The organism is Pseudomonas sp. SDO5532_S415 (genome assembly GCF_054071155.1).
This window is the reverse complement of sequence record NZ_JBSVWS010000089.1, coordinates 1-24,389: the sequence shown is the minus strand read 5'-3', so window position 1 is coordinate 24,389 and position 24,389 is coordinate 1. Positions and strand designations below refer to the sequence as shown.

The following is a 24,389-nucleotide window of genomic DNA, read 5'->3' as shown; positions in this document are numbered from 1 at the left end:
AATGCATTCACCTGTGGGAGCGAGCCTGCTCGCGAAGCTTTTAAAGGGCCCACCCCGGTTTTCTTTTTTGCACAAAGGCCATGGTCCCCTCGACGCCTTCCGCACCGGTCACGGCCTCGCTGAACCACTGCGCCGCTTCATCCAGCAGCTCGCTTGACGGCTGCACCGCACTCGCCAGCAACAACTTCTTGGTCGCCGCATTCGCTTGCGGGGCACAACACAGCACATGGGCCAGCACTTCATCGAGGCGTTCGGCCAGGGCTTGCGGGTCGTGCTCTACAAAATGCACCAGCCCCATGCGCCGCGCCTGCGTGCCATCGAAGCGTGCCGCCGTCAGGGCCAGTCGCCGGGTCTGGGTCAGGCCGATGCGCTGGACCACGAACGGAGCAATCTGCGCCGGCAACAGTCCGAGACTGGTTTCCGGCAGACCGAATTGCGCCTGATGATCGGCCATGGCGATATCGCTGACGCAGGCCAACCCGAAGCCGCCACCCAACACCGCGCCTTGCAGTACGGTGATGACGACTTGCGGCGCGTGCTGGGTTTCTTCCAGCAGGGCACCGAAGGCACGGTTCAATTCGCGGTACGCGGTCGCGCCCTGGTTGCGGGCGTTGGCCATGTCCTTGATGTCGCCACCTGAACAGAAGTGCCCGCCGGCACCGCCGATCACCAGGGCGCGAACAGCACGGTCATCACGCACCGCCGCCAGCACCGCGCGCAGTTCGTTGACCATCTGCAAGCTCATGGCATTGCGGCTTTGCGGGCGATTGAGGGTGATGTGCAGCACGCCGTTATGGGGCTCCAGCAACAGCGTCTGGCAAACGGGCAGGCTGCTCATTTCTTTTTCCCCGGCAGGATGCCCATGAGTTTGCAGATGATCCCCAGCATGATTTCGTCGGCGCCGCCGCCGATCGACACCAGTCGCACGTCGCGGTAAGCCCGGGCCACCGGGTTGTCCCACATGAAGCCCATGCCGCCCCAATATTGCAGGCAGCTGTCGCTGACTTCGCGACCCAGCCGACCCGCCTTGAGTTTGGCCATGGACGCCAGGCGCGTGACGTCCTGGCCTTTGACGTATTGCTCGGTGGCTTGATAGACCAGCGCGCGCAGGCATTCGATTTCCGTCTGCAATTCGGCCAGGCGGAAGTGAATGACCTGGTTATCGATCAGCGCGCTGCCGAACGTCTTGCGCTCCTTGCAGTATTCGATGGTGCTGTCGACGCAGTACTCCAGGCCCTTGATCATGTTTGCTGCGCCGAACAGCCGTTCCTCCTGGAACTGCAGCATCTGCATCATGAATCCCGCGCCTTCATGACCGATGCGGTTGCGCTGCGGCACGCGCACGTTGTCGAAAAACACCTGGGCGGTTTCCGAACTGCGCATGCCGAGCTTGTCCAGATGTGAACTGAGGCTGATGCCCGGAGTGTTCATCGGCACCATGATCAGCGACTTGTTGATGTGCGGCTTGTCGTCCGAGGTGTTGGCCAACAGGCAAATGAAGTCGGCGCTGGGTGAGTTGGTGATCCACATCTTGCTGCCGTTGATCACATAGTCATCGCCATCCTTGCGCGCGGTGGTTTTCAATCCCGCCACGTCGGACCCGGCACCGACTTCGGAAACACCGATGCAGCCGACCTGTTCGCCGCTGATCGCCGGGCGCAAGAACTCGTCGCGCAGCTCATCGGAGCCGAAACGCGCCAGGGCCGGGGTGCACATGTCGGTCTGCACACCGATGGACATCGGAATGCCGCCGCAATGAATGGTGCCGAACTCTTCGGCGGCGACGATCGAGTAGCTGTAGTCCAGCCCCATGCCGCCGAATTTTTCCGGTTTGGAAATCCCCAGCAGGCCAAGGTCGCCGGCCTTGCGGAAGATCTCGTGAATCGGAAAGCGTCCGGCCTTTTCCCATTCCTCGACATGAGGATTGATCTCGTGATCGACGAATTGGCGGACGGTGCGGCGCAGTGCTTCGTGTTCCTGGGTGAAGATCATTTTTATTGTTCTCCTTTAGAGTCGGCCTAGAACCGGGCCACACCAAAACTGTTGGCTTGCAACGGCCGCACCTCGGCCTCGTGACAGATATCCAGCAGGTAACCGAGCAAGGTCCGGGTGTCCCGGGGGTCGATCAAGCCGTCGTCCCACAGATTGGCACTGCCGTAGAGCGCCGTGGACTGGCTGTCGAGTTTCTGCGCGGTGACCTGTTCCAGCATGTCGAGCATTTTCGGGTCGGGCACCAGGCCGTCCTTGGCCTGTTTGGCCTCGGTGACGATGCGCAGCACCTTGCCGGCCTGGGCGCCGCCCATGACCGCGGTGCGGCTGTTGGGCCAGGCGAAGATGAAGCGCGGGTCGAGGCCGCGACCGCACATCGCGTAGTTGCCGGCGCCATAGGAACCACCGACCACAAGGGTGAGTTTCGGTACACGGGCGTTGGCCACCGCCTGGATCATCTTGGCGCCGTGCTTGATCACGCCTTGCTGCTCCGATTCGGTGCCGACCATGAACCCGGTGGTGTTGTGGAAAAACAGAAGCGGTGTCTGGCTCTGGTCGCACAGCTGAATAAATTGTGCAGCCTTGCTCGCACCCTTGGGCGTGATCGGGCCGTTGTTGCCGATGAAACCGCAGGTGCGCCCCTGGATTTTCAGGTGACCGCAAACGGTCTGCTGGTCGAACTCGGCCTTGAACTCGAAGAAGTTCGAGCCGTCGGCGATACGTGCGATGATTTCGCGTACGTCATACGGCTTTTTCGGATCATCCGGGATCAGCCCCAGCAGCTCATCGATGGGGTAGAGCGGTTCTTCCCAGTGCGGTTCCGGGCACCACGGCAGTTGATCGTTCCACGACAGCAGACTGACGATCTCGCGCACCTGGCGCACGCCGTCGGCATCGTTCTCGGCCAGGTATTCGGCGGTACCGGCCATTTGCGCGTGCATCTCGGCGCCGCCCAGTTCTTCATCGATGGCGACTTCGCCGGTGGCAGCCTTGAGCAGCGGCGGCCCGGCGAGAAACAGCTTGGCCTTGCCGCGCACCACCACCACGTAGTCCGACAAACCCGGCTGATAAGCGCCACCCGCCGTCGCCGAGCCATGCACCACGGTAATCTGCGGCAGACCCATGGCCGACATTCGCGCCTGATTGGCAAAGCTGCGCGCACCTTCGACGAAAATCTCCGCCGCATAGTTGAGGTTGGCACCGCCGCTTTCGGCGAGGGTAATCACCGGCAGTTTGTTTTCCATGGCGATCTGTTGCAGGCGCAGGGACTTTTTCAAACCGCTGGGGGAAATGGTCCCGCCCTTGATCGCGCTGTTATTCGCCACCACCAACACGCGCACACCGGACACGTAGCCGATGCCCGCGATCAAACCGCCACCGGCGGAGCTGCCATCCTTGTCGTCGTGCAGTTTGTAGCCGGCCAGGCTCGCCAGTTCGAGGAACGGCGCACCGGGATCCAGCAGCAGGTTGAGGCGTTCACGGGGCAGCAATTGCCCACGCTTGTCGAATTTTGCCTTGGCTTCTGCGGCCTTGTTCAGCAGGTTCTGTTCGAGTGCCCGGACTTGCTCGATGCACGTCAGCATCACTGCGCGATTGCAGGCGAACTGCTCGCTTTGGGGATCGAGTTGCGACTGAATCACCGGCATGGATTATTCCTTGTTCTTGAGCACGTCGGACCGCAGTACGTCTGGTAAGTACGCGCGATGGAAGCCGTTGTACGACTCACTGTTCTGCGCCTTGTGAATCGGCCAGGCCCTTGCGCCGAGGCTGGCGGCACCATCAATGCGCAAGGTGCTGCCGCTGATAAACGCCGCCGCCGGGCTGAGCAGGAAAACGATCGCCGCGCTGACTTCCGATTCGGTGCCGATGCGCTTGAGCGGAACGTGTTCGCGCAAGGTCGGGATCACCGCCTTGAATGCGCCTTCGTAGGTGTCCATGCCGCTGGATGCGATCCAGCCCGGTGCCACGGCGTTGACCCGCACCCCGGCATAGCCCCATTCGAAAGCGGCGGTCTTGGTCAGGTTGTCCATGCCCGAACGCGCCGCGCCGGAGTGGCCCATGCCGGGCATGCCGCCCCACATGTCGGCGAGCATGTTGACGATGGCGCCGCCGTGCTTGCTCATGGACTGGTTGAACACCTCCCGGGCCATCAGGAAACCGCCCACCAGATTGGTGCGCATCACGGTTTCGAAACCCTTCTGGTTGATCGAGGCCAGGGGCGACGGGTACTGTCCACCGGCATTGTTGACCAGGCCGTGAATCGGGCCGTGCCTGTTGATCAGATCGCCGACGCGATCCTTGACCGCATCTTCGTCACGGATATCGCAGACGATCCAGTCCGCCTTGCCGCCGTCTTCGATAATTTCCGAGGCCACGGCTTTCAGTTTGTCGGCCTTGCGTCCCACCAGCAGCACTTGGGCGCCGAGGGCCGCCAGTTCGTGGGCGGTGCAACGGCCGATGCCACTGCCGCCACCCGTCACGATGATGGTCTGGCCTGCAAACAGATCGGCTTTGAAAATCGAATCGTAAGCCATGGCGGCAATCCTCTAGTTGACCTGGTCGGCGATGCGTTGCGGCACCGGAATCTGGATTTCCAGCAGTTGCTGGGCGAAGGCCTTGCCTTGCGGGTCGATGCGCAGGCTGGCGACGCCGCCGCCGCCGAGGGCGTTTTCCAGGAGAAAATTCAGGCTGTGGGTGGCAGGCAAATACCAGCGTTCGACGCGTCCGTGGACCGGGTCGAGGACATGGCTCATCCAGTCGACGATCACTTCCGGGGTCAGCGCTTCAGCGATCCACGGCAGGTACTCGGGCTCGCGGGCCATGACCCCGATGTTGCTGTGGTTGCCTTTATCGCCAGAGCGCGCCACGGCGAGCTTGATCAGTGCCACGCTGGCGTCGGCCGGGCCATCGGGTTTGGGTGGTTCGAACGGCGCGGGCAAATCGTGGGTATCGAGCACGTCCAGGGCGGGCAGGGCGCACGAATGACGCTGGCCCATGAGATCAATTTCCAGCGTGCAAGCGGTTTTGTCGATGAGGAACGAGAACAAGCGGATCAGCGGATACACCGTCGGCCGTCCACCGACGATGCCGGTCAACCCCGGTGCCATGCCAGTGGCGGCCTGGGCGATTTCCCGGGAAAACAGGATCAACGCTTGTTTGTTCGGATGGCGCACCGCCAATTTGATCACCACCTCACGGCTGTCCTGGCGCTGGCCATGGGGACCGTAAGTGGCCTCGCTGCCAAGCAGTTCGATGCTCACATCGCTGTAGGGCGCCCAGCCGCGCCGGGTGAAGATTTCCGAGGTCTTGTTGATGATCGCTTCGCTGACACGCCGGGCCTTGTCCACCGCATCGATGCCGGCGATCAGGCAACTGGCGGTGCAGCGGAAACCATCCGGGTATGTGGCACTGACCTTGTATTGATCGGTTGGCGCAAGGCCTTTTGCACCGTGCACCTGAACGGCGTTCTTGCCTTGTTGCACGAGTCTGACCTGGGTGAAATCGCAGACTACGTCCGGCAGTAAATAAGCGCGCGGATCGCCGATCTCATAGAGCATCTGTTCGCCCACCGTCAGTGGAGTGACCAGGCCTCCGGAGCCTTCGGGTTTGCTGACGATGAACTGGCCGTCGGCGCTGACTTCGACGATGGGAAAGCCGATGTGTTCATAGTCGGGCACATCGCGCCAGTCGGTGAAGTTGCCGCCGGTGCACTGCGCGCCGCATTCGATGATGTGCCCGGCCAGCGCAGCCTGAGCCAGTTTGTCGTAGTCGTGCCACGACCAGCCGAATTCATGCACCAGTGCCGCGCTGACCACGGCGCTGTCGACCACGCGCCCGGTGATCACGATGTCCGCGCCAAGACGCAGAGCCTCGACAATGCCCGGCGCGCCGAGGTAGGCGTTGGTCGAGACGCACATCGGGGGCAGCGGGGCGCCGCTGAACATTTCATGAACACCGCGAGCGCTCAGGTGCTTGAACTGCGGTTGCAGGTCATCACCCAGCAGCACCGCGATCTTCAAGGCGATCCCGGCCTTGTCGCACGCCGCTTGCAGGGCGGCGGCGCAGGCCTGTGGATTGACCCCGCCGGCATTGCTGATGACGCGGATTTTCTGCTCGGCGATCTGCGGGAGCAGGGGGCTCAAGACTTCAACGAAGTCGCTGGCATATCCGGCCTGGGGATCTTTCATCCGCGCACCGGCCATGATCGACATGGTGATTTCCGCCAGGTAATCGAATACCAGGTAGTCCAGGCGTCCGGCCTCCACCAGTTGCTCGGCGGCGGTCGAGGTGTCGCCCCAGAAGGCACTGGCGCAACCGATGCGAATAGTTTTGGGCGCAGTCAATTCCATAACCCCCTCCGGCAGATGTGCATCGAGACTACCAAGCAAGCGCTTGGTTTGTAAACGGGTGAAATATCTTATGCCCGAGCGCTTGCTTGGTTGCCAATGCCAGCTTAAATTGCCCGCGCAACCCCGCTGTTTTAGCGGTGATCATGACTGTAGGAGAGAACGGGTGGACGAGCAAAAAGCCCTGAGGGTCATGCGTGAACTGGTCGACAACGGCCAGTTGACCGATCCGGACAGCGCCCGCGGCAAGCTGCTGCAAGTGGCGGCCCACCTGTTTCGCAATAAAGGCTATGAGCGCACCACGGTGCGTGATCTTGCCGGTGCCGTGGGTATCCAGTCGGGGAGCATTTTCCATCACTTCAAAAGCAAGGACGAGATCCTGCGGGCCGTGATGGAAGAGACCATCCGCTACAACACGGCGTTGATGCGCGCGGCCATCGCCGAAGCCGACAGCGTGCGCGAACGGGTGCTGGCGCTGATCCGTTGTGAATTGCAGTCGATCATGGGCGGCAGCGGCGAGGCCATGGCGGTGCTGGTCTACGAATGGCGCTCGCTGTCCGAGGACGGCCAGGCCAAAGTCCTGGCGCTGCGGGACATCTATGAAGACATCTGGTTGCAGGTGCTGGGTGAGGCCAAGAGCGCCGGATTCATACGCGGTGATGTATTCGTCACCCGACGCTTCCTCACCGGAGCATTGTCGTGGACCACCACCTGGTTTCGCGCCGATGGCAGCATGAGCCTCGATCAGTTGGCCGACGAGGCGCTGATTCTGGTGCTGGAGGAAAAATAATAAGTTTGTGTTGGTCGGCAGGAAACTGGCTAACTGGGCGAAACCGCCTAGCTTGAATGCATTGATGCGGTATTTCTGGGGAGTGGGTCGTTTTGATGTCTTCGCCAATTCGGACGGCTTCGCGTCTATTGCTGGCAGCGCTGGCGGCGTTATCGATATTGCCGTCCCAGGCAGCACAACTGGTGCGCATCGGTGCCGCACACTTTCCTCCGTATACCGTGCGCCCGGAAACCGGTGTCGACACCGGGCTGCTGCCGCAACTGGTCGAGGCGCTCAACGCCCTGCAAAGCAATTATCAGTTCGTACTGGTGCCCACTTCCATTCCCCGGCGTTTTGGTGACTTCAAGCAAGGCCGGGTGGACATGGCGATCTTCGAAAACCCCGACTGGGGCTGGAAAGATATTCCACACACCACTGTCGACATGGGCCTGGAAGACGCCGAGATATTCGTCGCGCAACGCCAGCCCGAAGGGCAACCCGCTCGCCAGCAAGACTATTTTGCCGAGCTGACGGGAAAGCGCCTGGCGCTGTTCAGCGGTTACCACTACGAATTCGCCAATTTCAACGCCGAGCCCAAATACCTCGCCACCCACTACAACGCCACGTTGACTTACTCCCACGACAGTAACCTCCTGATGGTACTGCGCGGCCGCGCCGACATCGCCCTGGTCACACGCTCTTACCTGAGCGACTACTTTTTACGCAATCTGAAAGTCGCCGATCAGTTGCTGGTGTCCGATCGTATCGATCAGGTTTATCACCACTACGCCATCCTGCGCCCCACCGCGCCGATCACGGGCGAGGCGTTCGGCAACTTGCTGCAAGGGTTGCGGGACAATGGGCAGATGCTGAGGATTTTCGATCCGTACAAGATTGCGATCGTGCCGGTTCCGCATTGACCGATTTGGTCCATGTGGGAGCGAGCCAGCTCGCGAAAAACGCCAGGACAACGCGGTTATTCAGATAGGGCGCGTTTTCGTTGGCGTCCATCGCGAGCAGGCTCGCTCCCACAGTGGAATCGGTTTCTTTTAAATTTCCCGCCCCGGCTCACGTCACATCGTAGAACTGTCGACGATTATCGTGAGCCCGACCCATGTCCAATCCGAATGCCCTGACTGCCCTGGCCTTACCCACAGGTAACAGTCTTGTAGCCGATGAAACCGAAAACCGGCTGAGCCTCAGCCTTGAAGGACAACCGGTGATCCAGCTGCGCCTGAACCGCGACGCCGAGTTGCAACTGCAATTGGAAGAGAGCAGCGATCACCCTGTCAGCCAGGCCATTTGGTCAGCCTGCTATTGGTTGTTCGCCCGTGACCCGGCCTGCCAGCGCCTGACCTGGCGACTGGATGAAGCGCCGACTGAAGCCTTGCTCAGCGGCTTGCTGGTCACTACGGAAACCGTCGGTGAGTACCGCTGCGAACGCGCCTTGTTCTGGCAGTTGCCGCAGCCCTGGCTGGTGCAGCCGCTGACCAGCGGTTATCCACAGCAAATGGTCATCAGTGGTGGCAAGCGCCATCCGCTACGACCGGTGAAGCCGCAGGGCGAGGTCTATCGGCGTTTCGATGCCCGACTCGGGGCGTGGATTTCCTTGCGCACGGTCGACATCGACCAAGACCTCGCCCGTTTCAACCGTTGGCAGAACAGCCCGCGCGTGGCGAGTTTCTGGCAGGAGGAGGGCAGCCTCGAACAGCATCGTGAGTACCTGAAAAAACTCGCAGCGGATCCCCACACGGTGACGCTGATCGGCTGTTTCGACGATCAACCGTTCGCCTATTTCGAAGCCTATTGGGCCAAGGAAGATCGCATCGCACCGTTCTACGATGCCGGCGATTACGACCGTGGCATTCACATGCTGGTGGGTGAAGAAAACCATCGTGGCCCGCACAAGGTAGCGAGCTGGTTGCCGGCGTTGACGCATTACCTGTTTCTCGACGATCCGCGCACTCAGCGAGTGGTTGCCGAGCCTCGTGCCGACAACGCCAAGATGATCGGGTACATGCAGGGGCAGCGATTCCATTGCGAAAAGGAATTCGACTTCCCACACAAGCGCGCCGCGTTGATGGTGTTGGGGCGTGAGCGGTTTTTTGAGCGGTGTGAGTTGACATGATCGGTGGGGCTCAAGATCAGTTTCGGTCTTGAGTCAGTCTTCGCGAGCAGGCTTGCTCCCACATTGAATCCTCAGTGTGCACACAATGTGTGAGCACCCGAGATCAAATGTGGGAGCGAGCCTGCTCGCGAAGGGGGCGACGCAAATGTCAGATCTTAACGACGGGCACTGGTATCCGCACGATTGCCCGAGACCTTGCGGCAATGCACCAGCGCATCGCGAATCATGAAGTTCACCAGGGTTGGCGAGACACCGAGTTCCTTGGCGATGTCCTTTTGCGGCACGCCGTGCAGGCGGTACATCTCGAAGGCGTAGCGGGTACGGCTCGGCAGTTCGGTGAGCGCATCGGCGATGTTTTCCAGGGTGGAAAAATTGATGTGCGACGTTTCCGGTGAAGCCCCCTGAATCACCACGTTCAGACCTTCCTCTTCAGGCCCGGAATATTTCAGCTCCAGTGCCTGCTTGCGGTAGTGATCGATCGCCAGGTTGCGCACGATCTGGAACAGATAGCTGAGCTGAGCCTTGAACGAGGACGTGATCTGCGGCGCCGATTGCAGGCGGAAGAATGCATCCTGCACCACATCCTCGGCACGCGAGCGGCAGCCGGTGATGCGGGCTGCAATCTTGACCAGAATCAGTCGATTGTCGACGAAGGCCTGTAGTAGCGGCGAATCGCACCTGCTTGTGGACACTTGTTCCGTCATGGAAATCACCTTGCTGCCAAATAGGTTGGCAGGACGCCTGGAAGACCTGGGCTGCCCTACACATCGAGCGACAAATTATGTTGAATGATAATGATTGTCAATTGAGAAAGAGAAGTAATGCTCCTCAAAGGTGCAGAACGAGAACTGCGACACGCTGTCGCTCCCCATTGCGGCCCCCGGCCCGGTTGGCGTTCAAACCAGTCGACTAATTATTTCAAGATGTCATCCGTTCTCATTGGTGAATAGCACAGCGCAATCCTCATACCCCTGTAGGAGCGAGCTCGCTCGCGATGGTCGTTAACGATGACGATGGGCACCTGACACCCCGCGGCGTTCTCCGGTTTTTCGCGAGCAAGCTCGCTCCTACAGCCGAATTCAGGCAGGAAACCTCATGACCGACGCGTTCGAAATCCCCAGCACACTGGTCCAAGCCCTCCAGCGCCGCGCGGCCCTGACGCCGGATCGGCTGGCCTTGCGTTTTCTCGCCGAAAGCGAAGATCAGGCTGTGGTGCTCAGTTATCGCGAGCTGGATCAGCGAGCGCGGATTATTGCCGGTGCGCTGCAGGCCGAAGCCGGTTTGGGTGATCGCGCGGTGCTGCTGTTTCCCAGTGGCCCGGATTACGTCGCGGCGTTCTTTGGCTGCCTGTATGCCGGGGTCATCGCCGTGCCGGCTTACCCACCGGAGTCGACGCGCCGTCATCATCAGGAGCGCCTGCTGTCGATCATCAGCGATGCCGAGCCGCGCCTGCTGTTGACCAGCGCCGGCCTGCGCGATGCACTGCTGCAGATTGAAGGTGCACCGCCGCTGCTGTGTGTCGACACGCTCGACAACACAGTGGCCGAGCGCTGGGTCGCGCCGGACCTGCAAGACGATGACATTGCCTTTCTGCAATACACCTCCGGCTCCACCGCGTTACCCAAAGGCGTGCAAGTCAGTCACGGCAATCTGGTGGCCAATGAAGTGTTGATCCGCCACGGTTTCGGTATCGACCTCAATCCCGACGACGTGATCGTCAGCTGGCTGCCGCTGTACCACGACATGGGCCTGATCGGCGGCTTGTTGCAACCGATTTTCAGCGGTGTGCCGTGCGTGTTGATGTCGCCGGCATACTTTCTCGGCCGGCCATTGCGCTGGCTGGAGGCGATCAGCGAGTACGGGGGCACCATCAGTGGCGGGCCGGATTTTGCCTATCGCTTGTGCAGCGAACGGGTCAGCGAGTCGGCGCTCGAGCGGCTCGACCTGAGCCGCTGGCGTGTGGCGTATTCCGGGTCCGAGCCGATTCGCCTCGACACCTTGGAGCGCTTTGCCGAGAAGTTCGCCCGCTGCGGTTTCACAGAAGACAGTTTCATGGCCTCTTATGGTTTGGCTGAAGCCACGCTTTTCGTGGCCGGTACACCGCGCGGTCAAGGTATCGGCAACCTGCGTGTCGACGATCAAGCCCTGGCGCAGAACCGTGCACAAATGGGCGAGGGCAGCGCGATCATGAGTTGCGGCATCAGTCAGCCCGACCACGGCGTGCTGATCATCGACCCTGCATCGCTCGGCGAGTTGGCGGACAACGCGGTGGGCGAAGTCTGGGCCACCGGCCCGAGCATCGCCCACGGCTACTGGCGCAACCCCGAGGCGTCCGCCAAGACTTTTGTCCAGCACGCCGGCCGGACCTGGCTGCGCACCGGAGACCTGGGCTTCATGCGCGGCGGTGAACTGTTCATCACCGGTCGCCTGAAAGACATGCTGATCGTGCGCGGGCACAACCTTTATCCACAGGACATCGAGCAAACCGTCGAGCGTGAAGTGGAGGTGGTGCGCAAAGGGCGCGTTGCCGCGTTCGCGGTGAACATTGACGGTCAGGAGGGCATTGGCATCGCCGCGGAAATCAGCCGCAGCGTGCAAAAAATCCTGCCGCCCGAAGCCCTGATCAAAGCCATCCGCCAGGCCGTGGCCGAGGCCTATCAGGAAGCACCGGGCGTGGTGGTGCTGCTCAATCCGGGCGCATTGCCCAAGACTTCCAGCGGCAAGTTGCAACGCTCGGCGTGCCGCAATCGCCTGGCGGATGGCAGCCTCGACAGTTATGCGGTGTTCCCGTCGGCCACCACTGAAAACCAAGACGCGACGGCATCTGTCTGCGAACTGGAAGCACGGATCGGCCAGATCTGGGCCGAACAATTAAGCGTCAAGCAGGTCAGTGCCGACGATCATTTCTTCCTGCTCGGCGGCAACTCGATCGCCGCCACGCAAGTGATCGCCCGGGTGCGCGATGAACTGGGCCTGGAGCTGAACCTGCGTCTGCTGTTCGAAGCACCGACCCTGGCTGCGTTCACCGCCGCCGTGGCACAGCAACAACAAGACGGCGGCAGCGCCCAAGGCGAAATCACCGCGTTGTCGCGCACCGATGCGATGCCGCAATCCCTGGCGCAAAACCGCTTGTGGATTACCTGGCAACTCGATCCGCAAAGCAGCGCCTACAACATTCCCGGTGCCTTGCGCCTGCGCGGCGAACTGGACGAAGACGCCTTGCGCGTGAGCTTCCAGCAATTGATCGAACGCCACGAGTCCCTGCGCACGCGGTTCTTCGAGCGCGACGGCGTGGCCTTGCAACAGGTCGAAGCCGCAGGTGCGTTCAATCTGCAACTGATCGACATCAGTGATCTGCCGTTCGTCGAGCGTGAAGCTCGCGCTCGGCAAATCCGCGAGGACGAGGCCCGCACCCAGTTCGATCTGGAGAAAGGCCCGTTGCTGTGGGTAACGCTAGTGCGCCTGGATGACGAAGATCATCAGCTGTTGGTGACGATGCACCACATCATCGCCGACGGTTGGTCGCTGAACGTACTGATCGACGAGTTCTCGCGGTTGTACGCGGCGGCCTCCCAGGGGCAGCAGGCAACGCTCGCGTCATTGCCCACGCAATATGCCGATTACGGCAGCTGGCAACGCCAATGGCTGGCGCAAGGCGAGGGCGAGCGGCAACTGGCTTACTGGAAAGCGCAATTGGGTGACGAGCACCCGACGCTCGAACTGGCCACCGATCATCCGCGTTCCGCCAGACAGAACCACAGCGCCGCCCGTCACACCGTGCGTCTGGGCGCGCCCCTGAGCGAGGCCGTTCGCCAGACGGCCCAGGCCCATGAGTCGACATCCTTCATGTTGTTGCTCGCCGCGTTCCAGACCCTGTTGCATCGCTACAGTGGTCAGCGCGAAATCCGCATCGGCGTGCCCAATGCCAACCGCCCGCGCCTGGAAACCCAGGGCCTGATCGGCTTCTTCATCAACACCCAGGTAATGCGTGCCGAGGTGGATTCGCGGCTGCCATTCATCGAATTGCTGGGGCAAACCCGTCAGGCCGCGTTGGGCGCGCAAGCGCATCAGGATCTGCCGTTCGAACAATTGCTCGAAGCCTTCCCGCAGGCGCGTGAACAAGGCCTGTTCCAGGTCATGTTCAACTATCAGCAGCGTGATCTCGGCGCCTTGAAGCGCCTGCCGGGGCTGCTCGCTGAAGAGCTGCCGTGGCACAGCCGTGAAGCCAAGTTCGATCTGCAACTGCACAGCGAAGAGGATCGCAACGGTCGCCTGTCGTTGTCCTTCGACTATGCTGACGAGTTGTTCGACGCCGCGACCATTGAGCGTCTGGCCGAGCATTTCAGCCATCTGCTTCAAGCCATATGTGCACAACCGGCCACTGCTGTCGGCGATCTGCAGTTGCTGACGTCGACCGAACACGATCAGCAAAACACCTGGAGCGTTGCCCCGTGCGAACCGGCGCAACAGTGGCTGCCGGAGCGGCTCAACGAACAGGCACGCCAGACGCCGGAACGCACCGCGTTGTTGTGGGACGGCGGCAGCCTGGACTTCACCGAACTGCACACCCGGGCCAATCGCCTGGCCCATTACCTGCGCGACAAAGGTGTCGGTCCGGATACCTGCGTAGCCATCGCCGCCGAGCGTTCGCCGCAACTGCTGATCGGCCTGCTGGCGATCATCAAGGCCGGTGGCGCCTACGTGCCTCTGGACCCGGATTACCCCGCCGAGCGCCTGGCCTACATGCTCAGCGACAGCGGGGTCGAATTGCTGCTGACCCAGACCGCTTTGCTCGACCGCTTGCCGGCCACCGACGGCGTCAGCGTGATCGCCATGGACGCCCTGCATCTGGAAAACTGGCCGAGCCATGCGCCAGGCCTGCATTTGCACGGCGATAACCTGGCCTATGTGATTTACACCTCCGGTTCGACCGGCCAACCAAAAGGTGTCGGTAATACCCACGCAGCCTTGGCCGAACGTCTGCAATGGATGCAGAACACTTATCGCCTGAACGACAGCGATGTGTTGATGCAAAAGGCGCCGATCAGTTTCGACGTGTCGGTCTGGGAGTGCTTCTGGCCACTGATCACCGGCGCGCGCCTGCTGATCGCCGGCCCCGGTGAACATCGCGATCCACATCGCATCGCGCAGCTTGTTCAAGCATTTGGCGTGACCACGCTGCACTTCGTACCACCGCTGCTTTCATTGTTCATCGACGAACCGCTGAGCGCCGAATGCACCAGCCTGCGTCGTGTGTTCTCCGGTGGCGAAGCCTTGCCCGCCGAGTTGCGCAATCGCGTGCTGGCACAACTGCCGGCGGTGCAATTGCACAATCGCTACGGCCCGACCGAAACCGCGATCAACGTCACTCATTGGCACTGCAGCAGCGCCGATGGCGAGCGTTCGCCGATAGGCCGGCCGCTGGGCAACGTGGTCTGCCGCGTGCTGGATAGCGACCTCAATCCGGTTCCGGCCGGTGTGCCGGGTGAACTGTGCATCAGCGGCATTGGTCTGGCCCGTGGTTACCTGGGTCGTCCGGCGCTGACCGCCGAGCGTTTCGTGGTCGACCCACTGGGTGAACAGGGTGCGCGGCTGTATCGCACCGGCGACCGTGCACGCTGGACGGCTGACGGCGTGATCGAATACCTCGGCCGTCTGGATCAGCAGGTCAAGTTGCGTGGTTTCCGCGTCGAGCCGGAAGAAATCGAAGCGCGTCTGCTGGCCCGGGAGGGCGTCGCCCAGGCCGTGGTGCTGGTGCGCGAAACCGCGGCCGGTGCACAGCTGATCGGCTACTACACCGCCACTGACGCCGCCGAAAGCGAAGAGGCTCAAACCGCGCGCCTGAAAACCGCGCTGGCGGCCGAATTGCCGGAGTACATGGTCCCGGCGCAACTGATGCGCCTGGCGCAAATGCCCCTCAGCCCCAGCGGTAAAGTCGACCGTCGCGCCCTGCCGGAACCGCAGTGGCAGGTGCGTGAACACGTTGAACCGGTGACTGAACTGGAACAACAAATCGCCGGCATCTGGCGCGCAGTGCTGGGGCTGGAACAAATCGGCCTGCGCGACGATTTCTTCGCCCTCGGCGGTCATTCGTTGCTGGCCACGCAAATCATCTCCCGTACCCGTCAGGCCTGCGACGTCGAATTGCCGCTGCGTGCGCTGTTCGAGCACAGTGAACTCGGCGCGTTTGCCGAACAGATCCGCCTGATCCAGGCCAGCGGCCACACCAACAAACAGCCGCCCATCGAAAAGGTCGACCGCAACCAGCCGGTGCCGCTGTCCTATTCCCAGCAGCGCATGTGGTTCCTCTGGCAAATGGAACCCGACAGCCCGGCCTATAACGTCGGCGGCATGGCGCGTCTGCGTGGAGTATTGGATGTCGGGCGTTTCGAGGCGGCGCTGCAAGCGCTGATCCTGCGCCACGAAACCCTGCGCACCACCTTCCCGAGCGTCGACGGCGTGGCCCGTCAGCAGGTGCATGCCGAGACGGGCGTGCGCATGGACTGGAAGGATTTCTCGACGTTGGCCGCTGACGACCGCGAGCAGCGTGTGCAGCAACTGGCTGACGATGAAGCGCACCTGCCGTTCGACCTGGAAACCGGACCGTTGTTGCGCGCCTGCCTGGTCAAGACCGCCGAGCAAGAGCACTACTTCGTGCTGACCCTGCACCACATCGTCACCGAAGGCTGGGCGATGGATATCTTTGCCCGGGAACTCAGCGCGCTGTACGAAGCGTTCGTCGACGACCGCAAATCGCCGCTGGCGCCGTTGCCGGTGCAGTACCTGGACTACAGCGTCTGGCAGCGCCAGTGGCTGGAGTCCGGCGAGCGTCAGCGCCAGCTCGACTATTGGACCGCGCAGCTGGGCCGCGAACATCCGTTGCTGGAGTTGCCCGGCGACCGTCCGCGTCCACCGGTGCAAAGCCATCAGGGCGAACTGTTCCGTTTCGACCTGAGTGATGATCTGGCGGCGCGGGTCCGCGCCTTCAATGCGCAACAGGGCCTGACCCTGTTCATGACCATGACCGCCGCGCTGGCCGTGCTGCTTTATCGCTACAGCGGCCAGACCGATCTGCGCATCGGCGCGCCGGTGGCCAACCGCATCCGCCCGGAAAGCGAAGGGCTGATCGGCGCGTTCCTCAACACCCAGGTGTTGCGTTGCCAGCTCGATGGCCAAATGTCGGTTGGCGAGTTGTTCGAGCAGGTGCGCCATACCGTGATCGAAGGCCAGTCCCATCAGGACCTGCCGTTCGATCATCTGGTCGAAGCCTTGCAGCCACCGCGCAGCGCCGCCTACAACCCGTTGTTCCAGGTGATGTGCAACGTGCAACGCTGGGAATTCCAGCAGAGCCGCACGCTCGCCGGCATGACGGTGGAGTACCTGGCCAACGATGCCCGCGCGACCAAGTTCGACCTTAACCTTGAAGTCACCGACCTCGACCATCGCCTGGGCTGCTGCCTGACCTACAGCACCGATCTGTTCGACGAGCCGCGCATTGCGCGCATGGCCGGGCACTGGCGCAACCTGCTGGAAGCGCTGATCGCCGATCCGCAGCAGCGACTGAGCGAACTGCCGCTGCTCGATGCCGCCGAACAGCAACAATTGCTCGACAGCCTCGGTGTCGAGCCGGGCGAGCATCGCCTCGATCAGTGCATCCATCATCTGTTCGCCGAGCAGGCGCTGGTGCGCAAGGACGCGCCGGCACTGACCTTCGCCGGACAGACCCTGAGCTATGCCGAGCTCGACAGCCGTGCCAATCGCCTGGCCTGGGCGCTGCGCGAACGTGGCGTCGGGCCGCAGGTGCGCGTGGGCCTGGCGCTGGAGCGTTCGCTGGACATGGTGGTCGGTCTGCTGGCGATCCTCAAGGCCGGTGGCGCCTACGTGCCGCTTGATCCGGAATACCCGCTCGATCGCCTGCATTACATGATCGAGGACAGCGGCATTGGCTTGCTGCTCAGCGATGCGGCGATGTTCAAGGCACTGGGTGAGTTGCCATCCACCGTGGCCCGTTGGTGCCTTGAAGAGGACGCCGCCGAACTGGCCCATTACCCGACCACCGAGCTGCCATTGATCAGCCTGCCGCAACATCAGGCTTACCTGATCTACACCTCGGGTTCCACCGGCAAGCCCAAAGGCGTAGTGGTGTCCCACGGCGAAATCGCCATGCACTGCCGCGCCGTGATCGAGCGCTTCGGCATGCGCCCGGACGATTGCGAACTGCATTTCTATTCGATCAATTTCGACGCTGCCACCGAGCGCCTGCTGGTACCGCTGTTCAGCGGTGCGCAAGTAGTGTTGCGTGCCCAGGGCCAATGGGACGCCGAAGAAATCTGCGGACTGATCCGCACCCATCGCATCAACATTCTCGGGTTCACCCCAAGCTACGGCAGCCAGTTGGCGCAGTGGTTGGCGACGCAAAACGAAATCCTGCCGGTACGCATGATCATCACCGGCGGTGAAGCGCTGACCGGGGAACACTTGCAGAGGATTCGTGCGGCGTTCAAGCCGAGCCTGTTCTTCAATGCCTACGGCCCGACTGAAACCGTGGTCATGCCGCTGGCCAGTCTCGCGCCCGAGGTGTTGGAAGAGGGTGCCGGCAGCGTGCCGATCGGCAGCGTGATCGGCGCCCGCGTGGCGTACATTCTTGACGCCGATCTGGCCCTGGTGCCACAAGGCGCGACGGGTGAGTTGTTCGTCGGCGGTGCCGGTCTGGCCCAGGCCTATCACGAGCGTGCGGGCATCACCGCCGAACGCTTTGTCGCCGATCCGTTCGCGGCCAATGGCGGGCGCATGTACCGCACCGGCGACCTGGTGCGCCAGCGTGCCGATGGATTGGTGGAATACCTTGGCCGGATCGACCATCAAGTGAAGGTCCGTGGTTTCCGCATTGAGCTGGGTGAAATCGAAACCCGCCTGCTGGACCATGAATCGGTGCGTGAAGCGGTTGTATTGGCACTTGATGCACCGAGCGGAAAACAGTTGGTTGGCTATCTGGTTACCGATGTCGCCGAGCAGGATGAAACGCAACAAACCGCGTTGCGCGAAGCCCTCAAGTCATACCTCAAGGTGCAACTGCCGGACTACATGGTGCCCACGCATCTGATCCTGCTGGCCAGCATGCCGCTGACCGCCAACGGCAAGCTCGATCGCCGTGCGTTACCGGCACCGGACCCGGAGCTGAACCGCCAACAGTACGTGGCGCCGAGCAACGAACTTGAGGTGACCCTGGCGCAGATCTGGTGCGAAGTACTCAACGTCGAACAGGTCGGTCTCAACGACAACTTCTTCGAACTCGGCGGCGACTCGATCCTGTCGATCCAGGTGGTCAGCCGTGCACGGCAGCAAGGCATTCACTTCAGCCCGCGGGACCTGTTCCAGCACCAGACCGTGCAGACCCTCTCCACCGTGGCGACTCGTACCGAGCAGGTCACGGCCGAGCGTGTCATTGCAGAGCAAGGCTTGCTCACTGGCCAATCGCACCTGACGCCGATCCAGCACTGGTTCTTCGATACCGACATCCCGCAGCGCCAGCACTGGAACCAGGCGTTGTTGCTGCAACCGACCATGACGCTGGAACCCCATCGCCTCGAGCAGGCGCTGTTGGCGCTGATTGAACAACACGATGCCTTGCGCCTGCGCTTCAGTGAAGTCGCCGGCCAATGGCATGCCGAGCATCAGTCGATTTCCGATACGCCGGTGTTGTGGCAAGTGCGCGTGCCGTCCATGGACAAATGCGCCGCCCTGTTCGCCGAAGCCCAGCGCAGCCTCGACCTTGCAGAAGGACCGCTGATGCGCGTGCTGCTGGTCGATGGCCCCGAGGGGCAACAACGGCTGTTCATCGCCATTCACCACCTGGTGGTGGATGGGGTTTCATGGCGTGTGCTGCTGGACGATCTGCAAACGCTGTATCGCCAACTCGACGCGCGGCAGGCGGTAAAATTGCCGGCGAAAACCAGCGCGTTCAAGGACTGGGCCGCACGCTTGCAAGCCTATGCCGGCAGTGAATCCCTGCGTGAAGAACTGAGCTGGTGGCAGGCGCAACTGGCAGGGCCGAATGCGCATTTGCCGTGCGAACGCCCCGAGGGCGGCCGGCAGAACCGCCATGCGCACACCGTCAGTGTGCGCCTCGACAGCGAGCGCACCCGGCAATTGCTGCAACAGGCACCGAGCGCTTATCGCACCCAGGTCAACGACCTGTTGCTGACCGCGCTGGCCCGTGTTTTGTGCCGCTGGAGTGGTCACGAATCGGCGTTGATTCAACTGGAAGGTCATGGCCGCGAAGCGCTGTTCGACGAGATCGACCTGACCCGTACCGTCGGTTGGTTCACCAGCGCTTATCCACTGCGCCTGATACCCGCGCCAGAGCAGGGCGACTCGATCAAGGCGATCAAGGAGCAGCTGCGTGCCGTGCCGCATAAGGGCCTGGGTTACGGTGTGCTGCGTTATCTCGCCGATGACCTGAGCCGTCAGAGCATGGCCGCGTTGCCGGTGGCGCCGATCACCTTCAACTACCTGGGGCAGTTCGACCAGAGCTTCGGTGCCGAGGCGTTGTTCCGTCCGCTGGATGAAGCCATCGGCGCGGCCCACGATCCGCGGGCGCAGTTGCCCAACGAGTTGAGCGTCGACGGTCAGGTCTACGGCGGTGAACTGGTACTGCGCTGGACTTTCAGCGCCGAACGCTTTGATCCGCAAACCATCCACGATCTGGCTGACGCCTACGTGGGCGAGCTGCAGAACCTGATCGAGCATTGCCTGGCGGATGACGCGGGCGGCCTGACGCCGTCGGACTTCCCGCTGGCGAAACTGAGCCAGACACAACTCGATGCGCTGCCGGTACCGGCCTCGGTCATCGAAGACGTCTATCCGTTGACCCCGATGCAGGAAGGCATGTTGCTGCACACCTTGCTGGAACCGGGCACCGGCCTGTACTACATGCAGGACCGCTACCGCATCAACAGCGAGCTTGATCCGCAGCGCTTCGCCCAGGCCTGGCAAGCGGTGATCGCCCGTCATGAAGCCTTGCGTGCGTCATTCTGCTGGAACATCGGCGAAGACATGCTGCAGGTTATCCACAAGCCGGGCAGCACGCCGATTGAATACCTGGACTGGAGCGATATCGCCGACGCCGAGCAGGAACCGAAGTTGCAAACCCTGCTCAAGACCGAGCGCGAAGCCGGGTTCGATCTGCTCAACCAGGCACCGTTCCACCTGCGCCTGATCCGGGTTGGCGCGGCGCGTTACTGGTTCATGATGAGCAACCACCACATCCTCATCGATGCCTGGTGCCGTTCGCTGCTGATGAACGATTTCTTCGAAATCTACAGCGCCCTCGGCGAAGGCCGGGAAGCGCAGCTGGCCGTACCGCCGCGTTATCGCGACTACATCGGCTGGCTGCAACGCCAGAGCCTGGACGAAGCGCGGCAGTGGTGGAAAACCAATCTGCAAGGCTTTGAACGGACCACGCCGATTCCGGGTGACCGGCCGTTCCTGCGCGAACATGCCGGCGACAGCGGCGGCATGATCGTCGGCGACCGCTACACAAGGCTCGACGCCCGTGACGGTACGCAATTGCGTGAACTGGCCCAGGCCCATCAACTGACCATCAATACGTTCGCCCAGGCGGCGTGGGCTTTGGTGCTGCGACGCCTGAGCGGCGATCGAGACGTGCTGTTCGGCGTCACGGTGGCCGGGCGTCCGGTGGACATGCCGCAAATGCAGCGCACCGTCGGCCTGTTCATCAACAGCATCGCGCTGCGGGTGAAGATGCCGGAGGACGATCAGCGTTGCAGCGTGCGTCAGTGGCTGACAGGGTTGCTCGACAGCAACATGCAGTTGCGCGAGTACGAGTATCTGCCACTGGTGAACATCCAGGAGCAGAGTGAGCTGCCCAAAGGTCAGCCACTGTTCGACAGCCTGTTCGTGTTCGAAAACGCCCCGGTGGAAGTCTCGGTGCTGGACCGCGCACAAAGCCTCAACGCCACCTCGGATTCGGGCCGCACCCACACCAACTTCCCGCTGACGGCGGTGTGCTATCCGGGGGATGACCTTGGGCTGCACCTGTCTTACGACCAGCGTTACTTCGACGAGTCCACGGTCGAACGCCTGCTCGGCGAGTTCAAGCGCCTGTTGCTGGCGTTGGTCGAAGGCTTCCACGGTGACATGGCCGACCTGCCATTGCTGGGGGGCGAGGAACAGGACTTCCTGGTCCATGGCTGCAACCAGAGCGACCATGCCTATCCACTGGAGCAGAGCTACGTCGCTTTGTTCGAAGCGCAGGTAGCCGCGCATCCGCAACGCATGGCGGCGAGCTGCCTGGATCAGCAGCACAGCTACCTGGAGCTCAACCAGCGCAGTAACCGACTGGGTCACGCACTGATCGCCGCCGGCGTCGGGCTGGACCAACCGGTCGCGTTGCTGGCTGAGCGTAATCTCGATCTGCTCGGCATGATCATCGGCAGCTTCAAGGCGGGCTCGGGGTATCTGCCGCTGGATCCGGGGCTGCCGAGCCAGCGCCTGAGCCGCATCATCGATCTCAGCCGCACGCCGCTGCTGGTCTGCACCCAGGCCTGCCGTGAGCAAGCGCTGGCGTTGCTGGATGAGTTCGGTTGCGCCAATCGACCGAAGTTGCTGGTGTGGGAAGAGGTGCAGGCGAGCGATGCATCGGTGGTCAACCCGGGCATCTACAGTGGCCCGGACAATCTGGCCTACGTGATCTACACCTCCGGTTCCACCGGTTTGCCCAAAGGTGTGATGGTCGAACAGCGCGGTATGCTCAATAACCAGTTGAGCAAGGTGCCGTACCTGAACCTGAGCGAGGCCGACGTGATCGCCCAGACCGCGTCGCAAAGCTTCGATATTTCGGTCTGGCAGTTCCTCGCCGCGCCGTTGTTCGGCGCGCGGGTGGACATCGTGCCCAATACCATCGCCCACGATCCCCAGGGTTTGCTGGCGCACGTTTCGGCCCAAGGCATCACCGTACTGGAAAGCGTGCCGTCGCTGATCCAGGGCATGCTCGCCCAGGAGCGAATGAGCCTTGACGGCCTGCGCTGGATGCTGCCGACCGGCGAGGCAATGCCGCCGGAACTGGCGCACCAATGGCTGTTGCGTTATCCCGATATCGGGCTGGTGAACGCCTACGGGCCGGCGGAATGCTCGGATGATGTGGCGTTCTTCCGTGTCGACATGGCCTCGACCCGCGGCAGCTATTTGCCGATTGGTACGCCGACCGATAACAACCGTTTGTACCTGCTCGATGGCGCGCTGGAACTGGTGCCGCTGGGTGCGGTGGGTGAGTTGTGTGTTGCCGGTACCGGGGTCGGGCGCGGTTATGTCAGTGACCCGCTGCGCACCGCCCAGGTGTTTGTGCCGAACCCGTTCGGTGCGCCGGGGGATCGCCTGTACCGCACGGGCGACCTGGCCCGCCGTCGCAGTGACGGTGTTCTGGAATATGTAGGGCGTATCGACCATCAGGTGAAGATTCGCGGCTATCGCATCGAACTCGGTGAAATCGAAGCGCGCCTGCATGAACAGCCGGAAGTCCGCGATGCGGCGGTGGGTGTGCAGGAAGGGGTGAACGGTAAGCACCTGGTGGGTTATCTGGTCGCGGCGGATTCAGCGCTGAATCCGGCCGAGCGCCTGGAACGCATCAAGCAACGCCTGCGCGCCGAACTGCCGGAATACATGGTGCCATTGCACTGGCTGTGGCTCGACAGGATGCCGCTCAACGCCAACGGCAAACTTGACCGCAAGGCCCTGCCGGCGCTGGACATCGGCCAGTTGCAGAGCCAGGACTATGCCGCACCGCGCAACGACCTGGAGCAGACTCTGGCCGCGATCTGGGCCGAAGTGCTGAAGGTGGAAAAAGTCGGCATCCGCGACAACTTCTTCGAACTGGGCGGGCATTCGCTGCTGGCCACGCAGATCGCCTCGCGCGTGCAGAAAACCCTGCAACGGGACGTGCCGCTGCGGGCGATGTTCGAGTGCAGCACGGTGGAGGAGCTGGCGGGGTACATCGACGGATTGGCAGCCGGCGACATCACCGAGGAGAAGGTGGATCGGTTGAATGATCTGATGGCGGAGCTGGAAGGGCTTTGATGCTCTAGCGCCTGTACAGGCCCCTTCGTCGGAACGCCGCCCGGAGCTTGCTCGCTCCCACATTTTGACTGCGAATACAGGTCAAATGTGGGAGCGAGCCTGCTCGCGAATGCATTGGTACAGGCGCATACAATCGTGTGATTGACTGCGAGTCGTCAGCCGCTCAATCTTCCCGCTCCTTTTTCCCACGGAGCCACTCCGATGCCTTTCGTAACCATTGACGGACAATCCCTTCACTACATCGATCAAGGCACCGGCCCGGCAGTCCTGCTGGCCGGCAGTTACCTGTGGGACCAGGCCATGTGGGCGCCTCAGATCGACGCGTTGTCGAAACAGTATCGGGTGATCGCCCTGGACCTGTGGGGCCATGGTGAATCGGGACCGTTGCCTGCCGGTACGGCGTCACTGGACGATATCGCCCGCCAGGCATTGGCGCTGCTCGATCATCTGGACATCGATCGCGTGACCCTGGTCGGCCTGTCGGTCGGCGGCATGTGGGGCGTGCGCCTGGCATTGTCGGCACCGCAGCGGCTCAATGGGCTGGTGCTGATGGACACCTATGTCGGCGTCGAGCCGGAGCCGACCCGTCAGTACTACTTCTCGCTGTTCAAGATGATCGAAGACACCGGGGTGATCGCGCCGCAGTTGCTGGATATCGTGGTGCCGATTTTCTTCCGTCCGGGCATCGATCCGCAGTCGGCGTTGTACCAGGATTTCCGCGCCGGGCTGGCGGCTTTGCCACCTGAGCGTCTGCGCGAAAGCATCGTACCGATGGGCCGGATCACCTTTGGCCGCGATGACCTGTTGCCACGTATGGGTGAGCTGGATGCAGCGACCACACTGGTGATCTGTGGCGATCAGGACAAGCCACGGCCGCCTTCGGAGGCCCGTGAAATGGCCGAGCTGATCGGTTGTCCGTGTGTGCTGGTGCCGGAGGCGGGGCATATTTCCAATCTGGAGAATCCGGGGTTTGTGACTGATGTGTTGCTTACGTTTATTACACAGAGAAACTAGTTGTTCCTGCTGACGTCATCGCGGGCAAGCCCGCTCCCACAGAGATCAT

At 62.1% G+C, this 24,389-nt stretch carries 11 protein-coding genes; 5 read left to right on the top strand and 6 right to left on the bottom strand.

Annotated elements, in window-relative coordinates; genetic code table 11:
• Positions 1-40: 40 nt before the first annotated feature.
• From ACW9HW_RS18895 to ACW9HW_RS18875, 5 genes are read right to left on the bottom strand one after another with little or no spacing between them, the layout of a single operon-like run.
• Positions 41-838 carry an enoyl-CoA hydratase/isomerase family protein gene (locus ACW9HW_RS18895; protein WP_457401247.1) on the bottom strand — a complete coding sequence of 266 codons (798 nt, stop codon included), beginning with the start codon at positions 836-838 and terminating at the stop codon, positions 41-43.
• A complete protein-coding gene (gene atuD, locus ACW9HW_RS18890) occupies positions 835-1,992 on the bottom strand; it encodes a citronellyl-CoA dehydrogenase (RefSeq protein ID WP_137807292.1) in 1,158 nt (385 codons plus the stop codon). The genes ACW9HW_RS18895 and atuD overlap by 4 nt, the downstream gene beginning before the upstream one ends.
• A gap of 26 nt (positions 1,993-2,018) precedes the next feature.
• Positions 2,019-3,635 carry a geranyl-CoA carboxylase subunit beta gene (atuC, locus tag ACW9HW_RS18885; RefSeq protein ID WP_457401244.1) on the bottom strand — a complete coding sequence of 539 codons (1,617 nt, stop codon included), beginning with the start codon at positions 3,633-3,635 and terminating at the stop codon, positions 2,019-2,021.
• A 3-nt stretch (positions 3,636-3,638) separates the two neighbouring features.
• Entirely contained in the window at positions 3,639-4,523 is an 885-nt protein-coding gene (locus tag ACW9HW_RS18880; protein WP_457401242.1) for an SDR family oxidoreductase, read from the bottom strand.
• A 12-nt stretch (positions 4,524-4,535) separates the two neighbouring features.
• The gene (locus tag ACW9HW_RS18875) at positions 4,536-6,338 is read right to left on the bottom strand and encodes an acyclic terpene utilization AtuA family protein (RefSeq protein WP_457401240.1); all 1,803 of its coding nucleotides are present in this window, start codon (positions 6,336-6,338) and stop codon (positions 4,536-4,538) included.
• Between the two features lie 163 nt (positions 6,339-6,501).
• Here ACW9HW_RS18875 and ACW9HW_RS18870 point away from each other — a divergent pair, with 163 nt between their 5' ends.
• The 3 genes from ACW9HW_RS18870 (at position 6,502) to ACW9HW_RS18860 (ending at position 9,232) form a co-directional block, all read left to right on the top strand.
• Positions 6,502-7,125 carry a TetR/AcrR family transcriptional regulator gene (locus ACW9HW_RS18870; protein WP_095196732.1) on the top strand — a complete coding sequence of 208 codons (624 nt, stop codon included), beginning with the start codon at positions 6,502-6,504 and terminating at the stop codon, positions 7,123-7,125.
• A gap of 95 nt (positions 7,126-7,220) precedes the next feature.
• Positions 7,221-8,024, top strand: a complete 804-nt coding sequence (locus tag ACW9HW_RS18865; protein WP_457401238.1) for a substrate-binding periplasmic protein — start codon at positions 7,221-7,223, stop codon at positions 8,022-8,024.
• A gap of 194 nt (positions 8,025-8,218) precedes the next feature.
• The gene (locus ACW9HW_RS18860; protein ID WP_457401236.1) at positions 8,219-9,232 is read left to right on the top strand and encodes a GNAT family N-acetyltransferase; all 1,014 of its coding nucleotides are present in this window, start codon (positions 8,219-8,221) and stop codon (positions 9,230-9,232) included.
• A 155-nt stretch (positions 9,233-9,387) separates the two neighbouring features.
• On the opposite strand, the gene ACW9HW_RS18855 is transcribed toward ACW9HW_RS18860, so the two are convergent.
• The gene (locus tag ACW9HW_RS18855; protein ID WP_095196729.1) at positions 9,388-9,936 is read right to left on the bottom strand and encodes an RNA polymerase factor sigma-70; all 549 of its coding nucleotides are present in this window, start codon (positions 9,934-9,936) and stop codon (positions 9,388-9,390) included.
• Between the two features lie 391 nt (positions 9,937-10,327).
• Here ACW9HW_RS18855 and ACW9HW_RS18850 point away from each other — a divergent pair, with 391 nt between their 5' ends.
• Both ACW9HW_RS18850 and ACW9HW_RS18845 read left to right on the top strand, forming a co-directional pair.
• On the top strand, positions 10,328-23,326 hold the full coding sequence (locus ACW9HW_RS18850) for a non-ribosomal peptide synthetase (protein WP_457401234.1): 12,999 nt from the start codon (positions 10,328-10,330) through the stop codon (positions 23,324-23,326).
• A 201-nt stretch (positions 23,327-23,527) separates the two neighbouring features.
• Positions 23,528-24,340 carry an alpha/beta fold hydrolase gene (locus tag ACW9HW_RS18845; protein ID WP_095196727.1) on the top strand — a complete coding sequence of 271 codons (813 nt, stop codon included), beginning with the start codon at positions 23,528-23,530 and terminating at the stop codon, positions 24,338-24,340.
• The last annotated feature ends 49 nt before the right edge of the window (positions 24,341-24,389 follow it).

Coding starts and splice junctions, on each gene's coding strand:
- ACW9HW_RS18895 (WP_457401247.1), bottom strand. CDS start 838: ATGAGCAGCCTGCCCGTTTGCCAGACGCTGTTGCTGGAGCCCCATAAC.
- atuD (WP_137807292.1), bottom strand. CDS start 1,992: ATGATCTTCACCCAGGAACACGAAGCACTGCGCCGCACCGTCCGCCAA.
- atuC (WP_457401244.1), bottom strand. CDS start 3,635: ATGCCGGTGATTCAGTCGCAACTCGATCCCCAAAGCGAGCAGTTCGCC.
- ACW9HW_RS18880 (WP_457401242.1), bottom strand. CDS start 4,523: ATGGCTTACGATTCGATTTTCAAAGCCGATCTGTTTGCAGGCCAGACC.
- ACW9HW_RS18875 (WP_457401240.1), bottom strand. CDS start 6,338: ATGGAATTGACTGCGCCCAAAACTATTCGCATCGGTTGCGCCAGTGCC.
- ACW9HW_RS18865 (WP_457401238.1), top strand. CDS start 7,221: ATGTCTTCGCCAATTCGGACGGCTTCGCGTCTATTGCTGGCAGCGCTG.
- ACW9HW_RS18860 (WP_457401236.1), top strand. CDS start 8,219: ATGTCCAATCCGAATGCCCTGACTGCCCTGGCCTTACCCACAGGTAAC.
- ACW9HW_RS18855 (WP_095196729.1), bottom strand. CDS start 9,936: ATGACGGAACAAGTGTCCACAAGCAGGTGCGATTCGCCGCTACTACAG.
- ACW9HW_RS18850 (WP_457401234.1), top strand. CDS start 10,328: ATGACCGACGCGTTCGAAATCCCCAGCACACTGGTCCAAGCCCTCCAG.
- ACW9HW_RS18845 (WP_095196727.1), top strand. CDS start 23,528: ATGCCTTTCGTAACCATTGACGGACAATCCCTTCACTACATCGATCAA.